The 24,297-nt window shown below is 57.5% G+C and carries 20 protein-coding genes; 4 read left to right on the forward strand and 16 right to left on the reverse strand.

Annotation, left to right across the window (positions count from 1 at the left end):
• The first annotated feature begins 9 nt into the window (after positions 1 to 9).
• The gene (locus tag ACF8YQ_RS14025; RefSeq protein WP_396621758.1) at positions 10 to 1,083 is read left to right on the forward strand and encodes a fatty acid desaturase family protein; all 1,074 of its coding nucleotides are present in this window, start codon (positions 10 to 12) and stop codon (positions 1,081 to 1,083) included.
• A gap of 69 nt (positions 1,084 to 1,152) precedes the next feature.
• Here ACF8YQ_RS14025 and ACF8YQ_RS14030 read toward each other — a convergent pair whose 3' ends face one another.
• The 3 genes from ACF8YQ_RS14030 to ACF8YQ_RS14040 are packed head-to-tail and all read right to left on the reverse strand — an operon-like array spanning position 1,153 to position 2,257.
• Complete coding sequence (locus ACF8YQ_RS14030; protein WP_224849467.1) at positions 1,153 to 1,590, reverse strand: Rrf2 family transcriptional regulator; 438 nt, start codon at positions 1,588 to 1,590, stop codon at positions 1,153 to 1,155.
• Between the two features lie 26 nt (positions 1,591 to 1,616).
• Complete coding sequence (locus ACF8YQ_RS14035; RefSeq protein ID WP_224849464.1) at positions 1,617 to 2,009, reverse strand: YbaN family protein; 393 nt, start codon at positions 2,007 to 2,009, stop codon at positions 1,617 to 1,619.
• A gap of 23 nt (positions 2,010 to 2,032) precedes the next feature.
• Positions 2,033 to 2,257 carry a hypothetical protein gene (locus ACF8YQ_RS14040; RefSeq protein ID WP_226596613.1) on the reverse strand — a complete coding sequence of 75 codons (225 nt, stop codon included), beginning with the start codon at positions 2,255 to 2,257 and terminating at the stop codon, positions 2,033 to 2,035.
• Between the two features lie 216 nt (positions 2,258 to 2,473).
• Here ACF8YQ_RS14040 and ytfE point away from each other — a divergent pair, with 216 nt between their 5' ends.
• The 3 genes from ytfE to moaA all read left to right on the forward strand — a co-directional run bounded on the left by ytfE (position 2,474) and on the right by moaA (position 6,579).
• Complete coding sequence (ytfE, locus tag ACF8YQ_RS14045) at positions 2,474 to 3,157, forward strand: iron-sulfur cluster repair protein YtfE (RefSeq protein ID WP_396621759.1); 684 nt, start codon at positions 2,474 to 2,476, stop codon at positions 3,155 to 3,157.
• Positions 3,150 to 5,435, forward strand: a complete 2,286-nt coding sequence (locus ACF8YQ_RS14050; protein WP_396621760.1) for a nitric-oxide reductase large subunit — start codon at positions 3,150 to 3,152, stop codon at positions 5,433 to 5,435. Before ytfE ends, ACF8YQ_RS14050 begins: the two co-directional genes overlap by 8 nt.
• A gap of 151 nt (positions 5,436 to 5,586) precedes the next feature.
• Entirely contained in the window at positions 5,587 to 6,579 is a 993-nt protein-coding gene (gene moaA, locus ACF8YQ_RS14055) for a GTP 3',8-cyclase MoaA (RefSeq protein WP_014422443.1), read from the forward strand.
• Positions 6,580 to 6,798: 219 nt separating this feature from the next.
• Here the strand turns inward: moaA and ACF8YQ_RS14060 are convergent, their stop codons facing one another.
• The 13 genes from ACF8YQ_RS14060 to ACF8YQ_RS14120 all read right to left on the reverse strand — a co-directional run bounded on the left by ACF8YQ_RS14060 (position 6,799) and on the right by ACF8YQ_RS14120 (position 24,180).
• Entirely contained in the window at positions 6,799 to 7,404 is a 606-nt protein-coding gene (locus ACF8YQ_RS14060) for a nitrous oxide reductase accessory protein NosL (RefSeq protein ID WP_396621761.1), read from the reverse strand.
• Positions 7,405 to 7,426: 22 nt separating this feature from the next.
• A complete protein-coding gene (locus ACF8YQ_RS14065) occupies positions 7,427 to 8,257 on the reverse strand; it encodes an ABC transporter permease (RefSeq protein ID WP_396621762.1) in 831 nt (276 codons plus the stop codon).
• Complete coding sequence (locus ACF8YQ_RS14070) at positions 8,254 to 9,186, reverse strand: ABC transporter ATP-binding protein (protein WP_396621763.1); 933 nt, start codon at positions 9,184 to 9,186, stop codon at positions 8,254 to 8,256. The genes ACF8YQ_RS14065 and ACF8YQ_RS14070 overlap by 4 nt, the downstream gene beginning before the upstream one ends.
• A complete protein-coding gene (locus tag ACF8YQ_RS14075; protein WP_396621764.1) occupies positions 9,183 to 10,451 on the reverse strand; it encodes a nitrous oxide reductase family maturation protein NosD in 1,269 nt (422 codons plus the stop codon). Before ACF8YQ_RS14075 ends, ACF8YQ_RS14070 begins: the two co-directional genes overlap by 4 nt.
• Positions 10,452 to 10,788: 337 nt before the next feature.
• Complete coding sequence (gene nosZ, locus ACF8YQ_RS14080) at positions 10,789 to 12,684, reverse strand: TAT-dependent nitrous-oxide reductase (protein ID WP_121207435.1); 1,896 nt, start codon at positions 12,682 to 12,684, stop codon at positions 10,789 to 10,791.
• 82 nt (positions 12,685 to 12,766) lie between these two features.
• Positions 12,767 to 14,872: a transcriptional regulator NosR gene (gene nosR, locus ACF8YQ_RS14085; RefSeq protein ID WP_264192179.1), complete on the reverse strand. Its 2,106-nt coding sequence runs from the start codon at positions 14,870 to 14,872 to the stop codon at positions 12,767 to 12,769.
• 143 nt (positions 14,873 to 15,015) lie between these two features.
• Positions 15,016 to 15,417, reverse strand: coding sequence for a ribonucleotide reductase subunit alpha (locus tag ACF8YQ_RS14090; protein WP_226596626.1), 402 nt, complete (start codon positions 15,415 to 15,417; stop codon positions 15,016 to 15,018).
• Positions 15,418 to 15,472: 55 nt separating this feature from the next.
• Complete coding sequence (locus tag ACF8YQ_RS14095) at positions 15,473 to 16,222, reverse strand: Crp/Fnr family transcriptional regulator (protein ID WP_224851393.1); 750 nt, start codon at positions 16,220 to 16,222, stop codon at positions 15,473 to 15,475.
• A gap of 322 nt (positions 16,223 to 16,544) precedes the next feature.
• A complete protein-coding gene (locus ACF8YQ_RS14100; protein WP_396621765.1) occupies positions 16,545 to 17,351 on the reverse strand; it encodes a peptidylprolyl isomerase in 807 nt (268 codons plus the stop codon).
• A gap of 60 nt (positions 17,352 to 17,411) precedes the next feature.
• Complete coding sequence (gene narI / locus ACF8YQ_RS14105) at positions 17,412 to 18,092, reverse strand: respiratory nitrate reductase subunit gamma (RefSeq protein WP_153740666.1); 681 nt, start codon at positions 18,090 to 18,092, stop codon at positions 17,412 to 17,414.
• A 19-nt stretch (positions 18,093 to 18,111) separates the two neighbouring features.
• Complete coding sequence (gene narJ / locus ACF8YQ_RS14110; protein ID WP_222179374.1) at positions 18,112 to 18,852, reverse strand: nitrate reductase molybdenum cofactor assembly chaperone; 741 nt, start codon at positions 18,850 to 18,852, stop codon at positions 18,112 to 18,114.
• A 10-nt stretch (positions 18,853 to 18,862) separates the two neighbouring features.
• On the reverse strand, positions 18,863 to 20,440 hold the full coding sequence (gene narH / locus ACF8YQ_RS14115) for a nitrate reductase subunit beta (protein ID WP_224851395.1): 1,578 nt from the start codon (positions 20,438 to 20,440) through the stop codon (positions 18,863 to 18,865).
• Positions 20,437 to 24,180 carry a nitrate reductase subunit alpha gene (locus ACF8YQ_RS14120; protein ID WP_226596629.1) on the reverse strand — a complete coding sequence of 1,248 codons (3,744 nt, stop codon included), beginning with the start codon at positions 24,178 to 24,180 and terminating at the stop codon, positions 20,437 to 20,439. The genes narH and ACF8YQ_RS14120 overlap by 4 nt, the downstream gene beginning before the upstream one ends.
• Positions 24,181 to 24,297: the final 117 nt, after the last annotated feature.

Genomic DNA, 24,297 nt, shown 5'->3' on the forward strand with positions numbered 1-24,297 from the left:
GGAGACCTTATGATCAAACTTGACGAACAACAGCTCAACGAACTTCAGAAAGATCTGGATGCCGTACGCGATGAGGTCTTGGCCGATCTTGGCGAGCGGGATGCCCGCTACATTCGCAAGATCGTTCGCCTGCACCGCGCCCTTGAAGTCGGCGGCCGGGTGATGATGCCCTTCGGCTTTATTCCGCCGGTGTTTGTGGCGGCAACAGCCACCCTCGGCGTGGCAAAGATTCTGGAAAATATGGAAATTGGCCACAATGTGATGCACGGCCAGTACGACTGGATGAATGATCCCACCCTCAACTCGCAGACCTACGAGTGGGATACGGTATGCACCAGTGAGTCCTGGCGCCGGACTCACAATTACGAGCACCACACCTACACCAACATCATCGGCAAAGACCGGGACTACGGCTATGCGGTGCTACGCCTGAGCGATGACGAGCCCTGGAAGCCCTGGCACACGTTGCAGTTCATCAACTACATCTTGCTGAGCGTGTTCTTTCAGTGGGGCGTGGGTTTACATGAACTGGAAACCGAGAAGCTACGTCGCCGGGAGGTCTCCTGGCGCGAGAAACTGCCGTTCCTGAAAGACTTTTTTCGTAAAGGCGGCCGCCAGGCATTCAAGGATTATGTCTTCTTTCCATTGCTGACTCTGCCAGTGGCCCCTATCGTGCTGGCCGGCAACGTCGGGGCTAACCTGATCCGGAACCTCTGGGCCTCAACGGTGATTTTCTGCGGTCACTTCACTCAGGATGCAGAAACCTTTACAGAACGGGAATGCGAAGGTGAGAGCAAGGGCCATTGGTATCTGCGCCAGCTTACCGGCTCTTCCAACTTCACAGGTGGCCGCTGGCTGCACATTCTGAGTGGACACCTGAGCTACCAGATCGAGCATCACGTGTTTCCGGATCTCCCAGCGCACCGCTATCCTGAGATTTCCGAGCGGGTGCAGGAAATCTGTCGCAAACACGGCATTCACTACAACACCGGCTCATTTATGAGCCAGTATAAAACTGTGCTGCAGAGAGTCCTGCGATATTCACTGCCGGAACGGAGATCCGCGAACCCCGTAAACGTATAATTCTGGATACTCGTTTGAAGCCTGGGAGGTCTGACGCACTGCACAAAGAGCAGTGCGTCAGTTCAGCAATCAAGCAATCTGGAGCAGTCGCAACAGCTGTGGTCGGTGGTGGTCCTGAATCACGTCGGCGAGCGTGTATCGATCAAGCACCTCAAGGAAGGCTTTCAGGGCTTCACCAAACATGGTTTTAAGTCCGCATACCGGAGTGATCTTGCAGGCATTTTTGGAGGAAAAACATTCCACGATACTGAAGTCCTGCTCGGTTTCACGCACCAGGATTCCGATATTGATATCCTGCGGCGCCATATGCAGCCTCATCCCGCCCTTCTTGCCACGGATAGTCTCGATGTAGCCTTTCTTGTTGAGTTGGTGGACCACCTTCATCAGATGATTCTTGGATATGTCGTAGCTGTCGGCAATTTCCTGAATGGTCGCCAGACGATCACCCTCTGCAGCCAGATAGATCAGCACTCTGAGTGAATAATCGGTGTAACGGGTGATGTGCATTCATAACTCCAAAATGACAAAAATCATCAATAGGATGGCCGGCTCAACATGTACCCGGCTACCCCCAACAAAAACAGCCCCGAGATAGCCAGTACCACAACCGGCGACCCGAGCCAGACCAGCATGCTCCAACTCAACCCCATCATGGCAAACGCCATCAACTTGGCCTTGCGCGGAATGGCTCGCCGGGCGCGCCATTCTTCAATCGCCGGGCCGAAAGTCGGGTGGTCTTCCAGCCACCGGGCAAAGGCCGGGGAGCTCTTGCTGGCGAAAAAGGCCGCGAGAATAACAAAAGGGGTTGTTGGCAAAAGCGGCAAAACCACACCCGCTGCCGCCAACCCCACACTCATATACGCAAGAATCCGGAAACCGGTTTTACCTGGCTGTGCGCCCATGGCGTGGGCCTCTTGACCGTTCATAACTGCATCTATTCTACCGTGATTCAGTGCACAGGTCTTCCCAGTTTGCTGAGGAACGCAAGCCTGGCGACGTAAGCAATCTTAACCCCTACCGCAAAGAACAGGGTGCCCATATGGGCCGCAATCTGCGCAGGCAAGGCCAGGGCTCCCGCCAATGGGTAGGCCAGTACCACCGTGACCAACAACCCCATAAACGACACCAACACCCCGGCATTGGATAGGACCAGCCATTTCTCAAAATGTTCCATAGCAACCCCAATAACATAGATACTTTATACATTTTTATACTAGAGGCCGAGCGATCGAAAATCAACCAGCAACCACCGACACTTTAAAAACTTTGCCATCAAAGATTCCGGGAGACTACGCACCCAAGATTTTTTAATTGACATACCAGATGAATCAATAAAGAATCGCCCATAAAGATTCATCTTAAATAAATCTTTAAGAGAGGAGATGAGACCATGAATCTGACAGAACAGCCAATCGGCCAGCTGGCGCGGGACATTCCCGGCGCCTCTGCGGTACTGCATCGCCACAAGCTGGACTTCTGCTGCGGAGGCAACACCTCTCTGGCAGACGCCGCTATTGCCAAGGGGCTGGACCCCGACACTCTTGCCAGCCAACTGGATTCACTGAGAATCAGGATGGAAAAGAACATACCCGCTGAGAAAATCGGTAACGAGGATCTGATTGAACATATCCTCACTCGCTATCACGATGTTCACCGCGATCAACTGCCTGAGTTGATTCGTCTGGCGCAGAGAGTTGAGCGGGTTCACAGCCAGCATCCACGTTGCCCCAGCGGCCTGAGTGCCCACCTGGAGAGCATGCAGGCCGAACTTGAAGCACACATGCAAAAGGAAGAACAAATCCTGTTTCCGATGATAGCGCGCGGAATCACCGGCATGGCCGTAGGGCCGGTATCGGTCATGCGCAGCGAGCATGACGATCACGGTAATGCGCTCGCCAGAATTCACAACCTCACCTTCAAACTGACCCTGCCCGAGGGCGCCTGCAATACATGGCGAGCCCTGTACTCCGGCCTGACCGAGCTGGAGAACGACCTGAAGCAACACATTCACCTGGAGAACAACGTGTTGTTCCATCGCGTGGACGGCCAGCTGGGAGGTGCCCGCCATGGCTGAGTACCGGAAACTCTGGTGGATTCTGATTGGTATCCTGGCAGTCACGTTTACCCTGCTCGGCTACTTTGGCCGGGAGGTCTACCGTGAAGCCCCGCCCATCCCCGATCAGGTGGTCTCCACCAGCGGAAAACCCCTGATGACCGAGGACAGCATCCTAGACGGTCAGACGGCCTGGCAATCCATGGGCGGCATGCAGGTTGGCTCTATCTGGGGGCATGGCGCCTACCAGGCTCCGGACTGGACTGCTGACTGGCTTCACCGGGAACTGAAGGCCTGGCTGCAAATCGCAGCGCAGGAGGAATTCGGCGCCGACTGGCACAGCCTCAGTGGCCAACAACAGAATGCACTTCAGTATGATCTGAAAACCGAATACCGCACTAACAGCTATGACGATGCGACCGGCACCCTTCGGATTTCGGAACGCAGAGCCCGCGCCATTGCCGAGACCGCGGACTATTACAGCCGGCTGTTCAGCGATGCACCAGAGCTACAGGCGACCCGCTCAAATTACGCCATGAAAGAGAACACCCTGCCCAGTGCTGAGCGCCGGCAGCGGATGACCGAGTTTTTCTTCTGGACCGCCTGGGCTGCAGCCACCGAACGCCCGGGAAGCGATGTCACCTATACCAACAACTGGCCGCACGAACCCCTGATTGATAACAAGCCCAGTGGTGAAAACATCGTCTGGTCGGTGATCAGTGTCATTCTGCTCATTGCCGGTGTCGGTGGCTTGATCTGGGCGTGGGCTTTCCTGCGCAAGCATGAAGAGGAGGAGCCGGCGGCACCATTGAAGGACCCAATCAGCGCTGTCGCACTCACCCCCTCACAAAAGGCTTTGGGAAAATACCTGTTACTGGTGGTCGGTTTGTTCACTTTCCAGGTCATGCTTGGCGGCTTCACTGCGCACTATACGGTGGAAGGCCAGGGTTTCTACGGTATCAATACATCAGAATGGCTGCCGTATTCTCTGGTCAGAACCTGGCATATCCAGGCCGCTCTGTTCTGGATTGCCACCGGCTTCCTGGCTGCCGGGTTGTTCCTGGCCCCTATCATCAACGGTGGCAAAGATCCAAAGTTCCAGAAACTGGGGGTCGATGTGCTGTTCTGGGCCCTTGTGGTGGTAGTTGCCGGTTCGTTCATCGGTAATTTCCTGGCGATTGCCCAGATTATGCCGCCAAACCTGAGTTTCTGGCTGGGCCACCAGGGCTATGAATTCGTTGACCTGGGCCGCCTGTGGCAGATCGGCAAATTCCTGGGCATTGTGTTCTGGCTGGTGTTAATGCTGAGGGGCATTGTTCCGGCGCTTCGCCAACCGGGCGACAAGAACCTGCTGGCCCTGCTGACCGCGTCGGTGGTGGCCATTGGCCTGTTCTACGGCGCAGGCTTCTTCTATGGTGAGCGAACCCACATTTCCATCATGGAATACTGGCGCTGGTGGATTGTGCACCTGTGGGTAGAGGGCTTCTTTGAGGTCTTTGCCACTGCCGCGCTGGCCTTTATCTTCTGCAGCATGGGGCTGGTGTCTCGCACCGTGGCCACCTCCGCCAGTCTGGCCTCGGCGAGCCTGTTCATGCTCGGCGGTGTTCCCGGTACCTTCCATCACCTTTACTTCTCCGGAACCACCACGCCGGTTATGGCGGTGGGCGCCACCTTCAGTGCCCTGGAAGTGGTGCCGCTGGTTGTGCTCGGTTACGAGGCCTGGGAAAACTGGCGGCTTAAAACCCGCGCTCCGTGGATGGAGAACATCCGCTGGCCGCTCATGTTCTTTGTCGCCGTTGCCTTCTGGAACATGCTGGGTGCCGGGGTGCTTGGTTTCATGATCAACCCGCCGATTGCGCTTTACTATATTCAGGGGCTGAATCCGACACCCACTCACGCTCATGCCGCACTGTTTGGTGTTTATGGCTTCCTGGCTCTGGGATTCTCGCTGCTGATACTGCGCTACATCCGTCCGCGCATCGTATTTGACGAGCGGTTGATGAAGATCGGTTTCTGGTGGCTGAACATCGGCCTGGTCCTCATGCTGTTCACCAGCCTGCTGCCGGTCGGAATTATCCAGTTCCTCGCCAGCGCCAGTGAAGGACTCTGGTACGCCCGAAGTGAAGCCTTCCTGCAAAGCGACATACTGCAGACCCTACGATGGATTCGCACCATTGGCGATGTGGTGTTTATTGTGGGAGCACTTGCGGTCACCTGGCAGGTGGTCAAAGGGATATTCTTCCCGGACCTGGTACCGCTGGAGAGCGCTTCAGAAACCGCCGTTACTGAACGCGCGTAGTCGGTTTCCAGCTGTGACAACGGGGCCCTGTGTGGCCCCGTTTTTCGTTCGGCAGGGGGATTACCCCCCGAGAGGTATCGGATTGAGTTGGGTTATCTGTGATACTTTGGCTATCCTTTAACCATATGATTCAAGACAGGGTAACCTGCCTATGCCGCATGCCAAGCTGACCGATCGATTTGGCCGCACCGTCAATTACGTACGCCTGTCGGTAACTGACCGCTGCGATTTCCGCTGCGTGTATTGCATGGCGGAAGACATGACCTTTCTGCCACGCCAACAGGTATTGACCCTTGAAGAGATCGCCCGGCTGGCACGAAACTTTGTTGCTCTGGGCACAGAGAAGATCCGGCTGACCGGCGGAGAGCCGCTGGTGCGACGAGACATCCTGGAACTGGTGCGCGAAGTCGGCACTTATGGCCTCCGTGACTTCGCCATGACCACCAACGGCAGTCAGTTGCCCACCATGGCGGAACCATTGCGCAAAGCCGGTTTGCACCGTCTCAATATCAGTCTGGATTCCCTGGACGCTGATAAATTCCGCGCCATTACCCGCACCGGTAATCTCAGCCAGGTTCTGGATGGTATTGATGCCGCCCGGGACGCAGGCTTCCGTGGTATCAAGTTGAATACGGTGGTAATGAAAGGCCGCAACGACGAGGAGATTCCGGAGCTGATTGAGTTTGCCCGTCAAAAGCAGGTGGACATCAGCTTTATCGAGGAGATGCCGCTGGGGGAGATTTCAGAGCACGATCGTGGTTTGGCTCTGTGCACCAGTGAGGAGGTGCGGGACATTATCCGCAGGCGCCATGAGCTGATTCCGGCAACGGAAGATTCCGGTGGCCCCGCGCGTTATTTCCGGATGCCGGACAGCGAGGTTCGTGTCGGGTTCATTTCGCCGCATTCCCACAATTTCTGTTCGACCTGCAATCGGGTTCGGGTGACGGTGGAGGGGCGGCTGCTGCTGTGCCTGGGCAATGAGCATTCAGTGGATCTTCGCCGGGTGTTGCGGGGGCATCCGGTGACGGATGACAAGCTGCAGGAGGCGATCATCAAGGCCATGGATCTGAAGCCGGAGCGGCATCATTTTTCCAGCAATGGGGATGTGCAGATTCTTCGATTTATGAATATGACTGGCGGCTGACCTGGCCTGCCAGCTTCGGAGTTGGAGCGGGTGAGGGTAGGTTTTCCAAAAAACGCTCCTTACGGCACTTCCCTGTGTCGCTTCTGCTCCGCCATCCCTGGCTCCGCAAATTTTTGGAAAACCTACCCTCACCCACTCTCTCAATCTTTGGAGATATAGTCTCTGAAGACCTGTAATTCGAGCATAAGACCTTGCAACCTTGGTTTTAGGGTAGCCACTTCAATGGCCCGCGCCATGGCTACTGTGATCATCAGCCATACCAGCTTCATCTGCATCGTGCATACCAGCCATATCATCCATCCCGCTCATATCGTGCATCGTCATACCATTATTCAGATCCTCCAGCGTGACGTCGGCAAACGCCCGTACGTTGCCGCCGTGCTCGGCCGCAAAGTCTGTGGCGTCGGTTTTGTTGGCGAACGAGGCCAGGGTTGGGCCCATGGCACCGTTGAGGTTTGAGCCGACCACGTAGAAGGCCTCGCGGGCGTCGATCAGGTGGGTGTCATCCGGGCTGTCCCAGTGGCTTTCGGCCATGTTGTGGACGTAGAGGGTGTGATCCCGGTTTTCGTTTTCAGGCTGCAGGAACCAGGCGAACATGTCTTTGGTGGAGCAGAATTTCCGGATGTTCTGCTCTCGCTCGGTGAAGGCCTGGCCTTTTGGGCCCGGGAAGTTGGTGATGACCATGCCGCAGACGTGGCACTCGTCGCCGGATTCAAACTGTACCGGGTCGGGTTTTTCAACGATTTCGGGTTCATCTCCGGAGCAGCCCGCCAGAAGGGTGGCGGCGAAGGCGGCGATGAGCCATTTGGTTGCTGGGTTTGCCATGTTTGTGTGTCTCCGGTCGGGATCAGATTCGTCGGTTTTTGAACAGTAACAGTGCGCCGGTCAGGGGTATGGCACACCAGAGGATCAGGCCTAGCCAGAGGCCCGCAGCGCCGATAGGCAGGTCTGCACCCAGGCTGAGTACGCCACTGAGTTGACCGCTGTCGCCGAAGGCGACGATGTTGAGCAGGCGGTAGATGTCAGTGGGGTTGAGCATCAGCAGCCAGGGCAGCAGTTCGGGATTCAGTTTGCCTTCGCTGGCCACCAGGGTGCCCAGCAGCATCAGGTCGAAGATCAGTACGAAGAAGAACCAGATCGCCAGGGCCAGTCCGGCAGCGACCGGTTTCTCGCTCACCCGTATACTCACCAGGTAGGCCAGTGCGATAAAGCCCCAGCCCAGCAACACGGTGGAACCCACAAAGCGCCCCATGGCCACCGCCAGGGCGGCAATGGCGACATCTTCCACCAACACGGCAATGGCAATACCAGCCACACCGAAGCCGATGATGGTAGCCAGCGCCAGGGTCAGGCCGTGGCCGAGGAATTTGCCCAACAGTAACTGGCTTTTACTGAGGGGGTAGGTCATCAGCAGTAACAGGGTGCCGCCCTCCTCTTCCCCCACAATGGCGTCGTAGGCCAACAACAGTGCAATCAGCGGGATCAGGAAGATCCCCAGGCTGGCCAGGCTGGCAATGGTCGCAGGTGTGGAGGCGTAGCCCACCTGCCCGGAGGCGGCGGCACCGAACCAGGCGATGCCCAGTGCCAGGGTGGCGAACACCAGGGAAATGGCAACCAGCCAGCGGTTGCGGAAGCTGTCGCTGAGCTCCTTGCGGGCGATGGTCCAGATGGCGTTCATTGGCTTCCTCCCCGGTGGGCCAGGCCACCCGAGCCAATAAAGTGTACGTAGATGTCTTCCAGGCTGGGCTGATGGATGCCCAGGTCTGCCACTTCGCCGGAGGCCATCAAGGTCTTGATCAGTTCCATTTTTTCCTGAGGTCTCACGTCTACCTGCAATCGCCCGTTTTCACTTTTCATCATCAATCCGGCACGCTGCTCGGCCTGGTCAATGGCTTTTTCCAACGCCGACAGGCTCGTGGCAGGCTGCAGGGTCAGGGTCACCGGCATGTTTGCCTGCCGCCGCAGCGACGGCAGGTCGCCGGCTGCTTTCAGGGCGCCTTCGGTCAGAATCGCAGCGCGATCGATGTAAGGTTCGACCCCCGGCAGTACATGCGAACAGAGCACGATTCCGGCCCCCTCATCCCGAAGCTGGCGCAGCAGGCGGTACAGATCCGCCGTTGCAACCGGGTCCAGGCCGACGGTGGGTTCGTCCAGCATCAGCAATTTGGGCTTGCCGAGCAGAGCCTGGGCCAGGCCAAGGCGCTGGCGCATGCCTTTGGAATAGGTTTTGGTGCGGGCGTCCATGGCGTCTCCCAGGCCCACTTGCTCCAACAGTTCAGGCACCTGCTTCAGCGGTGCGCCTTTGAGGCGGGCAAAGTGGCTGAGAATCTCCCGGCCGGTCAGCTGCGGGTAGAACATCACGTTCTCCGGCAGGTAGCCGATGTGCTGGGTTACCTGGGGATCGCCAGCCGAGCCTTCCAGCACGGAAACCTTGCCCTCGGTGGGCTGCATCAGGCCCAGGATAAGCTTGATCGAGGTGGTTTTACCCGCGCCGTTGTGGCCGAACAGGCCCAGAATTTCCCCCGGCTCCAGCCGAAGATCTACCCCGTGCAGCACCGTGGCCTTGTCGTAACGGTGACTGACGTTCTCCAGTCGAAAACAGTTCATCGGATCTCCGATTGCAGGTGGTCGGGAATTCGCATCAAGGGGTGGGGGTCGCTCACTCCGGCAGACTTCACTACCGGGAAAGCATCCTGCACCCAACGCAGGGTATCCACCGCCGGGCTGAACATCAGTACTTTGGCCTCCGGATACTTCCACAGCAGCCGATCCACGTTGTCGTTCGGTTCATAAGGCACATCGCCGAGGCCGTCCTGATTTCGATCCCAGCCCAGGTAGTCACTCCAGTAGTTGCCTTTGCCATCCTCGGCCCAGAACTGGGTGCGAGTGGCCACGTACTTCACCTGGCGCTGGTTTTCCACAAAGGCGTTGTTGAACACCTGGTTTTCCTCGGAACCCGCAGTGAGATGAATACCGATATTGCTGTGGCCGAAATAATTGCCTTCGAAGGTGTTGTACAGCGAGTTGTAGATAAACACCGCTTTACCCTCGGCACCGGAAATGACCACTCCGGCACTCTGACCCTGGGACACTCCGGTGACCACGTTATTGCGCAACTCGGAGTTGGTGATGAAATTCATCAGAATGCCGTAGTTCTCGTCATTCTCAGAGCGGTTATTGAACACCTTCAGGTACTTGCTCTGCATTAACGCATACCCGGTACGCGTACCCCGCGTGACGTTGTTTTCCAACAGGTTATGCATCGAATACATGTAATGAATGCCGTACCGGAGGTCACTCATCACATTGCCGCGAATGGTATTTCGGTTCGCGGTCTCGATATAAATGGCATCCCGGGTCTCACTGATATCGTTACCTTCAATCAGCGCACCCGTGGTGTTGAACAGGTGAATGCCATTGCCACGATCCTGGGACCGCAAGCTGGTATCACCGCGAATGTGATTCTCCCGCACGGTCACATCCGGTGTTGCATCCAGCCACACGCCGAATGCCGGGCCCTGAAGACGGTTGTTTTCCACCACCGCCCCCTTCGCCTCACGGGCCACGAAGATTCCCGCATCCAGTTCGTTCAGGTCTTTGCCCCAATTGCGAACCTGGCAACCGGAAAACGTTATCCGCTCTGCCAGAATCTCAACCGCATTGCCCTGCCCGGCACCGTCAATCACCGTTTCCGGAGCGCAGGACACAGACACCCCAGGCACCCTGATAGCCAGAGGAGACAAGGTTTCCGGAGGAAGTTCAAACGACGAACCCGGGGCCAGGTTATCCAGCTCTTGCTGCAGGTCCGCGTTGGCGGAGAGCGCAAACAGAGCGACTGACAGGGCCACTCCATAACGCAATAGTTGATACATCAATAGATCTCGAGATAGTGATAAGCAACTAGTGTCCCGTCTGGCTAATTCCTTAATCTACTGCTTGCCTCTGAGGACTCTGACCAAGGCGCCAGTCTGCAGATGTGGTGGTTCCACATCAAGGACTGGCAACACAGGGCTCAGAGTCCTCAGAGACAAGCCCTCCGGGAGCTTCTGAAAAACCGAAGAACGTCGTTCTGCTGGCTCGATTTGGAACCACCAAACCTTCACCAGCACGCCTAGCTCTTCGGTTTTTCAGAAGCTCAGTAGGTTAAGGAATTAGCCAGACGGGACACTAGGGCCCCGAAAACGGGACCCCAAGTCAGGCAACTCTCTATCAGGCCTTTTCGACGAGCATCCGCCCGCCCATCTCCATGTGGAGGGCATGACAGAACCAGTTGCAGTAGTACCAGTAAACCCCTGGCTTACCCGCTGTAAACGTCACTGAAGACGTCTGTTGCGGACTGATCTCCATGCTCACGCCATGGTTCACCATACAGAAGCCGTGGGTCACATCCTCAACCATATCCAGGTTGGTGACATAAACCGTGACTTCATCGCCTTCCTTCACCTTGAACTCGGTCATGCCGTACTGCGGCGCAACGGAGGTCATGTAAACACGCACCTTCTTGCCGTCACGGATGATTTTGTTGTCGGATTCCAGGGTGACTCCGTCTTCGGCCGCCTGGGCCCGGGCACTGGCAAAGTATGGGTCGTCACGATCATAGATCTTTTTGGTCTTGATCTGATCACGGCGCACCAGGATACAGTCGTGCGGCTCAGCGAAGGTCGGGCCGTCGTGAACCAGTTTCATTTCCTCACCGGAAATATCGATCAGCTGGTCATTCTCCGGGTGCAAAGGGCCAACCGGCAGGAAGCGGTCCTTCGAGAACTTGGAAAGAACCACCAGCCATTTGCCGTCGGCATCGCGGGACTCAGTCAGAGACGCATGGTTGTGGCCCGGCTGGTAATGCACATCCAACTTCTGGCGGATGTAGTTCACCTTCTCGCCATTATAGTGTTTGATGGCATCGGCAATGTTCCATTTACAGACCTGGCTGTCGATAAACAGCGTGGTGTAAGCGTTGCCACGGCCATCGAAGGTAGTATGCAGGGGCCCAAGACCCAGCTCCGGCTCGGCCACGATGGTATCGCGCAGTTCGATCTTGTCGTCGAACAGATCGTCCAGCTTGTCGATGGCAATCACGGATGCGGTTGGCGACAGCTTGCCGTTGGCAATGAAGTATTTGCCATCCGGAGACGTGTTCAGGCCGTGCGGGTTCTTCGGCACCGGAATATAGCGGGTGAACTCGGATTTGCCACGGCCATCTACGACCGGCACCTTGGAGTCACCAATAGTCTTGAAATTGCCAGCCTTCACCGCCGCTGCGATACGCTCTACGTTAAATACCACCACCCAATCGCGGTCGTTACGCATGGTGCCCGCAAGGTCTACTGCGCGCTCTGAGTTGTAGCAGGTAGAAGCAGCATACTTGCCGGTGTAGTCGGCATCGGTGTTATCCAGATTGCCATCAACAATCACCTGCCAGGCTACTTCCATGGTTTCCGCGTCGATGGCGTTAAACATGGTATAGCTCTGATCCAGGCTGAACTCACTGCCATCGTTGGGCTGAGGAATTACGAACTCGGCGTTACAGAACACGTAATTGGTCTTTGGCACTTTCTGCAAACGCAGACCGTGGATAGCCTGAACGTTAGGAATGTGGGTGATCTTGTCCGTCTTCATGATGTCCAGACGGATACGGGCAACCCGGGTGTTGGCCTTGTCGTTGATGAACAGGTACTTGCCATCGTAACGACCGTCGGTCATGGAAATGTGCGGGTGGTGGCAGTCGCCGTTCAGGTACTCGTTATCATGGCCCAGCACATCTTTACTTTCGTTGGTGATGCCCCAGCCAGTGGCGGAGTCAATGTTGAATACAGGAATACGCATCAGCTCACGCATGGACGGTACGCCCAGAACACGAACCTCGCCCTGGTGACCACCGCTCCAGAAGCCGTAGTACTCGTCCAGCTCACCGGGGCCCACGTGTACCTTGTTACGGGCTTCTTCGGCGGCGGCTGCCCAGGCTTCCCGCGACATGACCGAGGTGCCCAGACCGGTCGCACCAGCGACACCGGCCAGCGCAGCCGCACCCATAAAGCGACGACGGCTCAGACCACCTTCGGAAACCTCCGGCGTGTCCTTAGTCAGATCATCTCTTTTTTTCATAGCATCCAACTCCGTTATTGGTTATGGCGGTTATTGCTTCTCATGGCTTTCCGGGGCCTTATGGTTGGCTCCTCGGGACTACTCAGTTCACCTGCACCACCGGAATTTCCTCAGGGTGGCCGGGTGCGTTATGACCACGGCGCTTGCCACGGCGCTTCACGATCAGCGGCGGGCACTTGTGGTCATCGAAATAGGTCATCTGACAATCCAGGCAGTAGTGACATTCCATGTAGTTGATGTGTCCATCCGGATGGATAGCCTGGACTTCGCATTCCTTGTCGCAGAGACGGCAGGGGTTACCGCATTCCTTGCGACGTTTGAGCCAGTCAAACACCCGCAGTTTGGTGGGCAACGCCAGGGCGGCACCCAGCGGGCACAGGTAGCGGCAGTACACCTTGCGGGTGAAGATATTGACCACCAGCAACAGCACGGCATAGGTCACGAATGGCCAGGTGCGGTCAAAGTGCAGGGTGATGGCAGTCTTGAACGGCTCCACTTCGGCCATGCGCTCGGCGGTGGCCATGGATTCCAGGGAGATACCAAACAGTACCAGCAGAATGATGTACTTGATGGCCCACAGGCGCTCGTGCCAGGCAAAAGGCACGGTGTACTGAGGTACCTTCAATTTACGGGCGATTTCGTTGATCAACTCCTGCAGGGCCCCGAACGGGCACAGCCAGCCGCAATACACCGCCCGCCCCCAGAGCAGGACGATGCCAGCCACCACGGCCCAGAGCACGAACATGATCGGATCGATCAGGAAGGTTTCCCATTTGAAACCGCTGATCAGGCTGTTCACAAACGTCAGCACGTTAACGATGGAAAGCTGACCCAGGGCATACCAGCCAATGAAGAACAGCGTGTAAACCAGGAAGCCGTGGCGAATCCAGCGCATCATTTTCGGCTTCTGTACCAGCCAGTCCTGGAAGAACAGGATGAACAGCAGCACAGCAATACCAAGACCCAACACGGTGATCTGGAACTGCTTCTGGTACCACACCTGAATCCACAGCGGCTGGTTTTCAAGCCACTCTTCGTCGGTCAGAACCGGTTCCGGGCGGGTGTAGTACTGGTCTGGCAACTGGTACTCCAGAGGGAACACCTGGAATTCACTGTCCAGCGGGCCGGTCTGGCGCTTGACAGTCAGCTCCAGCGTCCAGGGGGTGCCCGGGTCGAAGTTGTACTGCTGGCGCACGACAAAGATCGCCATTTCCGAAAACTCGGGCATACCCTCACCGTAAACGTCGCTGAGCCGATGGAAATCGAGATCCCGGAAGTTGAAGGTGTCGCCAAACTGGCGGATCTGCACCCGGTCAAAAATGCCGCCCCGTACGTAGCCGGAACCTTTGAAGGAGTATTCTCCGTTGGCCATCACCGCGATGGCATGTTCTCCCTCCTGGAGTTCCGACATCAGCCACTGGTATTGGCTTTCACCCAGAAGGTTGCGGCCAATGGTCGGCGCATCCAGATAGGCAGCGTAGAGCTCGATCAGGGTGTCATCGCGTTCGCCCGCTTCTGCAGTTTCGATGCCCTCGGCAGGGGTTCCTACAAAAGAGTCGTCGACCTGCCCTTTGGTCAACACCAGGCGGCGAATGGAACCGTCACCGGTCAACTCCTGCCAGGACTTTTCCTGAAACTGTTCCGCGTTCACATTGGCCATGGGCGGCCGGTTGCTTTTGCCACCTTCAATCAACCCAATCTCGACACCCACCCGGTGGGCAGTGCGCATAATGACTTCGTTAATAACCATCACGGTGACCGTAGCGCCGGACAAGCCATCCACCGCCACCTTGCGTTCGGTAGACGTGCCACCAACGGTTACCCGCTGGTCAGCTTTCAGACCGGTGTACTGGTCAGTGAACTCATGCATCTTGCTTTCGGGGATACCCACCAGCAGGATGGGTTCATCGTGATGTATGACTTTAGCGGCACGAATTTCTCCGGCGGTATCGAGTACCACCATGGCATTCAGGGGTTTGCCGGAATAGGCGGGGGTCTGAACAAAGTCCAGGGACTGGTAGGCGTAGCCTATAAGCTCCTCACCGGAATACACCTGCTGGATGGCACGGTTGCCCTCCATGGGCTGGAGTTCCGTGGCGTCCGGAAAGGCTTTTTCGATGACCTGACGCCCGGCGGGGGGGCTGTATTCTGAGACAGGCTGGGCGCATACCAGAGCGGCTGCGAACATCAACAATACAGACAGCGTAGAGCGGATTACGTTTGTCACTACAACTCCCAAAATCCAATGGACTACAGCAAGGGTGGTTCAAATTTGAGGAAAATCAAATACCTCTATAGGAATAGACTGTGGTACCGGCAATCAGCCAGGGCTTACCCCAGACTGATTGCCTCACCCGAGCGGCTGAGTGGCAGGTAGTTACCCAAATGGCCCATGCGGATGCTCTCCACCATCATGGTCATGGGTTGCTGGGCTTCGTCGCTGGAAGGTGCAATGCCGCCACGGCCGGACATGGCCGCAACAAAGACCATGTCCCAATCCTGACCCGTGGTCCGAGATTCCTCCGCCAGCAGGTCAAAATACGGCACTTCATCAGGAGTTTTGTCGACACAGATCACCGGTGTCAGCGCCCCGCCCTCACCGCGTTCAAAGGCGGCGCGCTCGGCTGCGGAAGCGTCGTCCGGCAACTCCGCCTTGCAGAATACAAACAGGAAGCGCTGGGGCTCCGGTTCTTTCTTGCTGGCCTGAACGAGGTCCTGGTAACTGCTGATCATGTCTATCCCCTGCTGTTCGAGGCTTTAAAAAACCGGGCCCGGGGGCCCGGAGAGGCTATTGGCTGATCGCGATCAGCCGCTGAGGGTCGGAAATAAAGAGCTTGCTGCGATTTACCCGGATCAGACCGTTGGATTTCAGGTCCGCCAGAATGCGGGAGAAAGTCTCCGGCTGCATGGCCAGGCGTGAGGCCACCAGGCATTTGGGTAGCGGCAGTTCAACTTCGCCACCTTCGTCGATGCCATTGGGCAACAGGTCGATCAGGTAGCGAATCAAACGGTCGCGGGCGTTCTGTACGGTCATGATTTCCAGGTCGTGGAAACGGGTTACGGCGCGCATGGCATAATGACTCAGGGCCGCTTGAGCATACTCAGGGTTTTTGTCGAGCAATTCCCGGTAGGCTTTGACCGGAATCATGAGCACTTCACTGGATTTCAGCGCTTCCGCGTAGCAGGCGTACTGCGGTGGGTTGGCGTAGATCATGACTTCAGCAAAGCAGTCGCCGGGGGCGATGCTGTCCAGAGTCCGGTCGATGCCGGAGGAATCCAGGCGGTACAGCCGCAGGCGACCGGAGATCACGAAGAAGAAGTGGTGCGCCGGCATGTCCTGGCGGTAGAGCAACTGGTGGTGGCCCAGTCTCAGGCGGCGTGATTGCTGGATCAGGCTGTCGAGGTCTTTGGGGCGCAGGTTGCAGAACAGGGCATGGCTGCGAAGGGCTTTCAGGCTGTCTTCTTCATCAAACGGTTTGTTGATGGCGACAAGCACCGGTTTGGTGTATCGCTGTTCGGCAGTTTGTGTCATGGCCATGGGTGTATCCCCTCTGCATATTCATGCATTCAAAATCTTGTTTTAAATAGTAGAAGGATACCAATGAAAAATCGCTCCCCCGATGGGGGTATCTTCGGGGTTATTCCTGAGTAATTGACTTAGCTCAACTATTCGCTTTACTAACCAAAACCGCATATTCGGCGCTCAGCCCGAAGGCAGGAGCGCCTCCCAAAACACGCTGTGAATACCTCCCTGTACGCTCGGCTCCGCCATCCATGGCTCCGCACGGTTTTGGGAGGCGCCCCTGCCTTCGGACTCCAGAGCAATGGAGTGCGCCGTCAAGTCTCTTCTACTCAAATACTCACTGCATCAATGGCGAATCCGGCAGTTCCAGGTCCACGCCCTCCACACCGGTTTCCGCAGCCAATACCTGGAGGTATTGCCGGAATGCCCGGCGGGTCACGCTTTCACTCAGATACTGGCGAATTTGTGGTTTTACATGTTGATAAGGTAGCAGTTCGCCGTTGATTCGCTGGTCTACTCGAACGATGTGCCAGCCATAGCGGCTTTCGATCAGTTCCGGGTGCAGGCCTTCGTTCAGGCTCAGGACCGGGCGCTCGAATTCTTCGACGGTCTGGCCCTTGCTGATCTGGCCGAGGCTGCCGCCCTGGTGGCGGGATTCGCAGGCGGAATATTGTTTGGCCAGTTCGTTGAACTGGGAGCGGCCGTCCAGAAGCGCGGACAGGAGTTGTCGGCCGGCTTCTTCCTGGCGCATGCGCTCTTCAATATCATCTGGAGCGGCAGCCAGCAGTATGTGGCTGACGGCCATGATGGTAGGGCTGCAGAAGCGGCCGGGGTTGGCGGCGTAGAAGCGTTCGCAGTCCTGTTCACTGGGGTCTGGCACATCGAGTTCGAGTTCCAGTACCCGGGCGATGCGGTCTTCTTCGTCTTCGATGTTATCCAGGTTCAGGCGGCCGGCCTGTTGCAGCAACAGTTCGCGGATGACAAGGCTTCTGGCTGCTTCGTGCCAGGCTTCCGCCAGTTCCTCGGCGGGGTGATGCTGCATTTCCCGAGCGATGTCATCTTCGTGGATCAGCGTGTCACCCACGTAGACCGGCGGGAACTGGTTTCTGGGTTTGCCGGCTTCGCCGACGGGGATCATTTGCATGTTGCTTCTCCAGAAAGATACTTTGCCACGGAGCCGAGAGGTTCCGTGGCAAACTCATCGTTATGCGCGCTTACGAACCACCTGGTACTTCCGTCCGAAATACTCCACCGGCACGCTGAGCATGTGCACCAGTCGGGTGAACGGGAAGAGCACGAAGATGGTCAGGCCCAGGAAGATGTGGGTCTTGTAGATCCAGTGCACGTCGGCGATGTAGGCGGCGATGCCGGATCCTTCCAGGGTGAACACGCCCTGGGCCCAGGCGGAGAACTTGAGCATGGTGCTACCATCCAGGTGGCCCATGGTGGGCAGGATGGTGAGCATGCCCAACACCAGCTGAACCACCAGAATGATGATGATCATGTTGTCAGCGAAGGTGCTACTGGCCTGAACCCGCGGGTCGGTCATGCGGCGCCAGGCGAGCATGCCGCCACCGATGATGGCCATGATGCCGGCAATACCGCCCACCAGGATCGCCATCACCTGTTTCTGGCCCGGGGTGATGATCCACTCGTAAGCCCAGTGCGGAGTAAGCAGGCCCACCAGGTGGCCGAAGAAGATCACCAGTACACCGACGTGGAACAGCACGCTGGCCATCACCATGTTTTTCTTGCGCAGCATCTGGCTGGAATGGGCTTTCCAGGTGAACTGGCCATGGTCGTAACGCGCCCAGGTACCGACAAACAGTACAATCAGGGCGATGTAGGGATAGATTCCGAACAAGAGTGTGTTGATATAGGACATTGTCTTTTCCTCCTGCGCCTCAGGCGCGCCCTGCCGGACGGGGCGTTGCGTCCGTCATCAGCTGATCACTCAGGTGAATGGTCTGGGTCTGTTCCAGTTCGCGGCGGCGCTGTCCAACCACGCCACCGGTGCCACAGGAGCTACCCTGGTCATCCACAAATTTCACCATTTCCTCTTCCCAGACCTTGTCCAGGGCTTCCGGGGTATCGTCGCGTTCTTCCGAGGCAACGAGCTGCGCCAGCTCCTGCCTGTCAGCCTTGCGTCCGGACAGTACCAGCAGGGAATCCATGGCGACGTGGTAGAAGCTCTCACGCTGGTACAACCGCTCGCCGAGCAGACCCAGAATGTGGTGAATATCTTCCAGCCAGTTGCGGATTTCCTCCCAGGGGCGGGTGGAGAGGTATTCCAGGAACAGCGGCAGGTAATCCGGCAGTTCTTTGGCATCAATCTCCAGGCCGTTGGCCCGGTATTGCTCCATCAGGTCTACCATGGCCTGGCCGCGGTCGCGGGATTCGCCGTGCACATGTTCGAACAGCAGCAGGGAGGTGGCCCGGCCCCGGTCGAACGTGCCTACGTAGGCTTCCTGAAGGTCCATCAGGTCGCCGTCGCACAGGCGGTCGATACAGGTCAGCAGCTGTTCTTTGTTCTGCCGCGGCAGCCGGCTGTCCTCCAGGACAGCGGCGACCAGGGCGTCTTTGGATTGCTGCAGTTCTTCGGTGGGGTACTCCAGTACCCGCGCCAGTACTTTCAAAAGTTGCATTGTGGCCTCCTCAGTCCTGCAGCTGCTTCGGGTCAACCTGCTTCACGGTCGCCAGTTTGCTGACCATGCTGGTGGTCTGTTTCTTGCCGCCGAACAGGCTGAAGTCGCTGTCACCACCGTTGCAGCCATCGCCGAAGCTGAAGCCACAACCGCCGCGCTCGCCGTAAGCGGTCGCATCCGGGAAGGCTTCCTTGGCCAGCTCACGATGACTGGTGGGAATCACAAAACGATCTTCGTAGTTGGCGATAGCGAGGTAGCGGTACATTTCGTCCGCCTGGGCCTTGGTCAGGCCACACTCTTCCAGGGCACGCAGGTCTTCCTTACCCTCCACGGTTTCGGCGCGCTTGTATAAACGCATGGCCATGATCCGCTTGAGGGCCAGTACGATGGGCTTCTCATCACCGGCAGTCAGCAGGTTCGCCAGGTACTTGACCGGAATCCGCAGGCTTTCGATCTTCGGCAGTACGCCGTCGAACTCAACCTTGCCGGCTTCCGCCGCCGATTGGATCGGGCTCAGGGGCGGCACGTACCAGACCATCGGCAGGGTGCGGTATTCCGGGTGCAGCGGCAGGGCCAGCTTCCAGTCCACCGCCATCTTGTAGACCGGGCTCTGCTGAGCAGCTTCGATGACGTTCATCGGGATGCCGTCTTTCTTCGCCTGTTCGATCACTTTCGGGTCGAACGGGTCCAGGAAGATTTCCAGCTGTTTCTCGTACAGCTCGTGCTCGCCCGGTGTGCTGGCCACTTCTTCGATGCGGTCTGCGTCATACAGCAGCACGCCCAGGTAGCGGATCCGGCCCACACAGGTCTCGGAACACACGGTCGGCATACCCGCTTCAATCCGCGGATAGCAGAAGATGCACTTCTCGGACTTGCCGGTCTTCCAGTTGAAGTAGATCTTCTTGTACGGGCAGCCGGAGACACACATCCGCCAGCCGCGGCACTTGTCCTGGTCGATCAGGACGATGCCGTCTTCCTCACGCTTGTAAATGGCACCGCTCGGGCAGCTGGCGACACACGCCGGGTTCAGGCAGTGCTCGCACAGGCGAGGCAGGTACATCATGAAGGTGTTTTCGAACTGGCCGTAGATGTCTGCCTGCACCTGGTCAAAGTTCTTGTCCTTGCGGCGCTTGGCAAACTCGGTACCCAGGATTTCTTCCCAGTTCGGGCCCCATTCGATTTTCTTCATGCGCTCGCCGGAAATCAGTGAGCGCGGCCGTGCGATCGGTTGGTGTTTGCTGTCCGGCGCGTTGTGTAAGTGCTGGTAGTCGAAGTCAAACGGCTCGTAGTAGTCGTCAATCTCCGGCAGGTCCGGGTTAGCAAAGATGTTCGCCAGCACCCGGAAGCGGCCGCCAATACGAGGCTTGATCTTGCCGGAGCTGTCGCGCATCCAGCCGCCCTTCCACTTGTCCTGGTTCTCCCACTCTTTCGGGTAGCCGATACCAGGCTTGGTCTCGACGTTGTTGAACCAGGCGTATTCCATGCCTTCACGGCTTGTCCATACGTTTTTGCAGGTGACGGAACAGGTGTGGCAACCAATGCACTTGTCCAGGTTCAGCACCATGCCGACTTGGGAACGGATTTTCATTTTACAGCCTCCTGAGCATAGTCATTGCCTTCACCGTCGAGCCAGTCCACATTCTTCATCTTGCGAACCACCACAAACTCATCCCGGTTGGAACCTACGGTGCCGTAGTAGTTGAAGCCGTAGGAGTACTGGGCATAACCACCAATCATATGGGTCGGTTTCGGGCACACACGGGTAACCGAGTTGTGGATACCGCCACGGGTACCGCTGACTTCAGAACCCGGAATGTTCACCAGTCGCTCTTGGGCGTGGTACATCATCACCATGCCGGGCATAACCCGCTGGCTCACCACCGCACGGGCGGCAATGGCACCGTTAACGTTGAACAGCTCGATCCAGTCGTTATCTTCCACACCGATTTCTTTGGCATCGTCTTCACTGAGCCACACAATCGGGCCGCCGCGAGACAGGGTCTGCATCAACAGGTTCTCGCTGTAGGTACTGTGGATACCCCATTTCTGGTGCGGCGTGATCCAGTTCAGCGCCTTCTCCGGGTTACCGTTGGACTTGGCACCCAGCATCGGAGCCGCCGCCTTGGTGTTGATCGGCGGACGGTACACCAGCAGGCTCTCACCGAAGGCTCGCATCCACTCGTGATCCTGGTAGAACTGCTGGCGGCCGGTCAGGGTGCGCCAGGGAATCAGCTCGTGCACGTTGGTGTAACCGGCGTTATAGGACACGTGTTCGTCTTCCAGGCCAGACCAGGTCGGGCTGGAGATGATCTTGCGCGGTTGCGCCACAATGTCCCGGAAGCGGATTTTTTCCTCTTCCTTGTTGGTGGCCAGATGGGTGTGATCCAGGCCGGTGAACTCGGATAACGCTGCCCAGGCTTTGACCGCCACCTGACCGTTGGTTTCCGGCGCCAGAGTCAGAATCACCTCGGCCGCGTCGATGGCACTCTCGATCTTCGGTCGGCCCGCATTGGCACCCTCAAGGTGGGTGTAGTTCAGCTCTTTCAGGAAGTTGACTTCCTTCTCGGTGTTCCAGCTGATGCCCTTGCCGCCATTACCCAGCTTGTCCATCAGCGGCCCAAGCGAAGTGAAACGGGCGTAGGTGTTCGGGTAATCCCGTTCAACGGTAATGAACTTGGGCGCGGTCTTGCCCGGAATCAGCTCGCAATCACCTTTTTTCCAGTCCTTCACTTCAAACGGCTGGCCCAGCTCATCCGGTGCATCATGCAGCAACGGCAGGGTGACCACGTCTTTCTCGACACCCAGGTGGCCTTCGGCCGCCTTTGAGAAGGACTTGGCAATCCCCTTGTAGATTTCCCAGTCACTGCGCGCTTCCCACGCCGGATCGGTGGCCGCGGTCAGCGGGTGGATGAACGGATGCATGTCTGAGGTATTCAGGTCGTTCTTCTCGTACCAGGTGGCCGTCGGCAGAACGATGTCGGAATACAGACAGGTGGTAGACATCCGGAAGTCCAGGGTCACCAACAGGTCGAGCTTGCCTTCCGGCGCCTCGTCGTGCCACTTGACCTCTTGCGGCTTGGTACCGCCTTCCACGCCCAGGTCCTTGCCCTGCAGGCCATTCCGGGTACCCAGCAGGTACTTGAGCATGTACTCGTGGCCCTTGCCGGAGGAACCCAGCAGGTTGGAACGCCAGATAAACATGTTGCGCGGATGGTTCTCTTTCGCCTCCGGATCTTCACTGGCGAAGGCCAGGGAACCGTCTTTCAGCGACTTGGCCACGTAATCAGACGCATCCATGCCGGCCTTCTCAGCCTCTGCGGCCAGGGTCAGCGGGTTGCGGTTCAGCTGCGGTGCCGACGGCAGCCAGCCCATGCGCTCGGCGCGCACGTTGAAGTCGATCAGGCTGCCACCGAACTTGGACTTGTCTGCCAGCGGAGACAGGATTTCGTCCACACCCAGCTTTTCATAGCGCCACTGACCGGAGTGCGCATAGAAGAAGGACGTACCGTTCATGTGGCGTGGCGGACGACTCCAGTCCAGACCAAAGGCCAGCGGTTGCCAACCGGTCTGCGGGCGCAGCTTTTCCTGGCCCACGTAATGGCTCCAGCCACCACCGCTCTGACCGACGCAACCACACATGATCAGCATGTTGATCAAACTGCGGTAGTTCATGTCCATGTGGTACCAGTGGTTCATACCGGCACCGACGATCACCATGGAACGACCCTTGGTCTTGTCGGCGTTATCGGCAAACTCACGGGCAATGCGGATCACTTTCTCGGCGGGCACGCCGGTGATCTTTTCCTGCCAGGCCGGTGTGTACGGCTTGACTTCGTCGTAGGAGGTGGCGCCGTCATCGTCACCCAGGCCACGGCTGATGCCGTAGTTGGCAACCATCAGGTCGTATACCGTGACCACGCGGGCTTCGGTGCCGTCAGCCAGCTGAACCTTACGGGTACCCAGCTTGTGCTTGAGGATGTCGCGAACTTCCACGTGCTTGAAGTGGTCGTGTTCGATGCCTCCGAAGTACGGGAAGGCAACATCGACAACTTCGTCGTGCTTCTCAACCATGGACAGCTGAAGGTTTACATCAGCGCCCTTGGCGGTCTGCTTCAGGTTCCACTTGCCTTTCTCACCCCAGCGGTAACCGATAGAGCCGTTCGGGGCGGTCAGTTCTCCGGAGGTTTCGTCGATGGCAATGGTTTTCCATTCCGGGTTGTTCTCTTCACCCAGGCCGTCTACCAGGTCGCTGGCACGCAGGAAACGACCCGGCGCGAAGCTGCCATCGTCCTTTTGCTCCAGCATGACCAGGTTAGGCATGTCGGTGTAACGACGCACGTAATCGGTGAAGTATTCGCTGGGCTTGTCAACGTGGAACTCTTTCAGGATAACGTGGCCCATGGCCATGCCCAGAGCGGCATCGGTGCCCTGCTTCGGGTTCAGCCACTCATCAGACAGCTTGGAGACTTCCGCGTAGTCCGGTGTGATAGCAACGGTCTTGGTACCCTTGTAGCGGACTTCAGTAAAGAAGTGGGCATCCGGGGTACGGGTCTGGGGCACGTTGGAACCCCAGGCAATGATGTAGCCGGAGTTGTACCAGTCGGCAGATTCCGGCACGTCGGTCTGCTCTCCCCAGGTTTGCGGAGAGGACGGAGGCAGGTCACAGTACCAGTCGTAGAAGCTCAGGCAGGTGCCGCCGATCAGTGACAGGTAACGGGCACCGGAGGCGTAAGACACCATGGACATCGCCGGAATCGGAGAGAAGCCGATGATCCGGTCCGGTCCCACTTCCTTGGCGGTGTAGACGTTGGCGGCACCGATCAGCTCGTTGACTTCATCCCAGTTGGCACGCACAAAGCCACCCATACCACGGCGGGGCTTGTATTCGGCGGTTTTCAGGGGGTCTTCAACAATGGAGGCCCAGGCTTTCACCGGGTCTTTGTGCTCGGCCTTGGCTGCTCGCCAGAGCTTAACCAGGCTCTTGCGCATCAGCGGGTACTTCAACCGGTTGGCGCTGTACATGTACCAGGAGTAGCTGGCGCCACGGGGGCAGCCACGCGGCTCGTGGTTGGGCAGATCCGGGCGGGTGCGCGGGTAATCGGTCTGCTGGGTTTCCCAGGTGACCAGGCCGTTCTTGACGTAGATTTTCCAGCTGCAGGAGCCGGTGCAGTTCACGCCATGGGTGGAGCGCACGATCTTGTCATGCTGCCAGCGCTGGCGGTAGCTGTTCTCCCAGTCGCGGTTCACTTCGTGGGTTTCACCGTGACCGTTGGAGAACGATTCGCGGTTCTTCCTGAAGTAGTTCAACTTGTCGATCAAATGACTCATGGTCTCTCTCTCCATCAACCCGTTTGCCGGATCGTTGTTCCGAATGGAGACCATTGTGTGGCATCAAAACCCTGAAATCTGCGTGGTTACTACCACATAACCCGGGTGTACCACCCT

Origin of the sequence: Marinobacter sp. W-8 (assembly GCF_044342215.1) — a bacterium.
Lineage (GTDB): Bacteria > Pseudomonadota > Gammaproteobacteria > Pseudomonadales > Oleiphilaceae > Marinobacter > Marinobacter nauticus.